General features: G+C 58.6%; 4 protein-coding genes. 2 read left to right on the forward strand and 2 right to left on the reverse strand.

All coding sequences use genetic code 11. From position 1 onward, the window contains the following. Both NP596_RS21005 and NP596_RS21010 read left to right on the forward strand, forming a co-directional pair. The coding region (locus NP596_RS21005; RefSeq protein WP_371927996.1) for a phage tail protein at positions 1-314 on the forward strand (314 nt) is incomplete at its 5' end. Between the two features lie 12 nt (positions 315-326). Continuing rightward, complete coding sequence (locus tag NP596_RS21010; protein ID WP_256617338.1) at positions 327-890, forward strand: phage tail protein; 564 nt, start codon at positions 327-329, stop codon at positions 888-890. 75 nt (positions 891-965) lie between these two features. On the opposite strand, the gene NP596_RS21015 is transcribed toward NP596_RS21010, so the two are convergent. Together NP596_RS21015 and NP596_RS21020 are read right to left on the reverse strand one after the other, a co-directional pair. Continuing rightward, on the reverse strand, positions 966-1,133 hold the full coding sequence (locus NP596_RS21015) for a hypothetical protein (protein WP_256617339.1): 168 nt from the start codon (positions 1,131-1,133) through the stop codon (positions 966-968). A 68-nt stretch (positions 1,134-1,201) separates the two neighbouring features. Further along, a partial coding sequence (locus NP596_RS21020; protein WP_256617340.1) for an asparagine synthase-related protein occupies positions 1,202-2,258 on the reverse strand: 1,057 nt, incomplete at its 5' end.

Genomic DNA, 2,258 nt, shown 5'->3' on the forward strand with positions numbered 1-2,258 from the left:
TCAACCGGCCTTACGCCTCCGGGGGCGGCAGCGAAGCGGTCACGCTGACCCTTGCTCAAACTCCGGCGCACTCGCACGCCTTCCGCGTAAGCACCGCCGCCGCAATCGCCAATGCGCCCGCGGACAAGCTGTATGCCAATCCCGACCCTAATAGTTTTTATGCGACCACGAAAACACAGGGTTCCCAAGACCAGGTACTCGGCACCGACACCGTGTCATACAGCGGCGCGGGGGAAGCGCACCCGAATTGCATGCCCAGCATGGCGGCCAACTATATTATCGCCCTCGTGGGCATTTATCCCCAAAGACCCTAGGAGAAAACCGATATGTCAGATCCTTACATTGGCGAGATTCGCCCTTTCGCTTTCGGCTATTATCCCGGCGACGGCAACTGGTTGCCGTGCGACGGCTCGACGCTAACCGCACAGCAATATCCGGCGCTATTTGCAGTGATCGGCACCACTTACGGCGGGAACGGCGGCAGCACCTTCCAATTGCCCAATTTACCGGGCCTGGCCATGCTGGGAACAGGCCAGGGCCGGGGATTGCAAAACCATACGCTCGGGCAACAAAGCGGCCAAGCAAACGTAACGCTTAATCAAAATCAAATGCCGCCGCACAATCACTCCGTTACCGCCATTAACGCAAAGGCCGCCGACACGTATCCGGCACCTAACGGCACTTCCCATCTCAGCCGCTGCGCTTCGCCGGGAGGGGTACATTTTGCTTACACCGACCAACCGTTAACCGAGAACGCCTCCTTGTCCGAGGAAAGTTTAGCGCCTTACCTTGGCGGAGGAACCGGCGCCCAACCGCATGACAACCGGCAACCCTGGCTGGCCTTTACTTACGCCATTGCCTGTAACGGTATTTTTCCGGTTCCCGAATAACCATTACAAATGCAATGAGGGGGCCGTTGACGGCAACGGCCCTCCGATGTTTATTACTAGCCCGGCGCACAACCTTTACGACAAAGTGGATGACCCTAATCCATCGTTGCCCGGGCTCAATTGATTCTCGGTCAACCCCGCAATCGACGCCGAGGTAAGTTGCGGCGCGAACCAGGTTTTCTTTGCCGACTCGCCGGACTCTCCGAAGTGCCCATCTTCGTTGCGGTTGCTATCTGTGCTCATGACGTACTCCTGATACGAATTGGATAGCACAATCTAACATGAATGCCATCGGAAACAAATACAGCGGGCTATAGGTTTCCCGCCCCAATCCAGCGCAGGAAATAACCGGCATGCAGTGCGCGCGGCAGCGTCTGGGTAATTTCGGTTACGTTATCCCAAGCTCGCACAATGCCGGCCAACCGCTCCAGATCCAGCATATAAACCGCCGCCGGCACCTGTTTCAAACGCTCGACTTCCGCCAGCAGACTGGGGCGCAACGCGGCCATGCGCAGCATGATTTCCGGATTCTGGCTGCCGATGAGATTGTTTTCCAACACTCGGGAAGGTAAGCGCCCAACCATGGCCCTGCGCGGCAGGCGGCGGAATTCGCCGTTACAAAAAAACTGTGCGTCCGGTAACGACAGACAGAACTCCAATAATCGCACGTCCAGCAGCGGCGAGCGGGTTTCGATGCCGGAAAGCGCGCGCAGCGCGGTAAATATGTCGCGCCCATGTTCCAAGCCCCGCAGCATGTGCAAGCGCATTTTCAATGCGTCATTCGGCCCGGCCAGACCCGGATGGTGCCCGGCTTGACGGCATCGCTCCGCCAAACCGATGTCGTTTGCAAAAGCGGGATTAATAGCGCTAAAGCCCGCCCACAATTCGGTTTTACTACGACCAAGCGACCGGCGCCATTTCGTCAGCCAAACCGGTTCGAGCGGTTTCAGCACCTCCCGCCTTAACAGCGCCGTCCAATCGAAACTGAAAGGCCGATGCCGGTCGCCCAACCGAAGCTCGCGGGCCAAACGCAACCAATGCCCGTTACGGAACAGGGTGTTAAGCATGCGTAAGCCGTCGTTGCTCCAGGCCGGATTGCCGCCTTCGCCGGTCAGCATGGCGCTGATACCCGCCGCCTTGATCCGGTCGTAGCCGGGCAGCAACCAGCCGATATTGGAAATATTGCGCGCGGGCAGTCCGCCGACCTCGAAAAATAATGTAGGATCGGTTTCTATCCAGTGCGGACGGTCCGAACTCGCCAGCACGGTATCCAGGTTGGGATACATGGCCTTAATGGCGTCGATATAGGGCCGTTCGTCTACATACCAAGAGGGCCGCGGGCGCGGCAGGGCCACGCCCGCCGGCGGC

This window comes from Methylomonas rivi, assembly GCF_024505165.1.
GTDB classification, from domain to species: Bacteria; Pseudomonadota; Gammaproteobacteria; order Methylococcales; family Methylomonadaceae; genus Methylomonas; species Methylomonas rivi.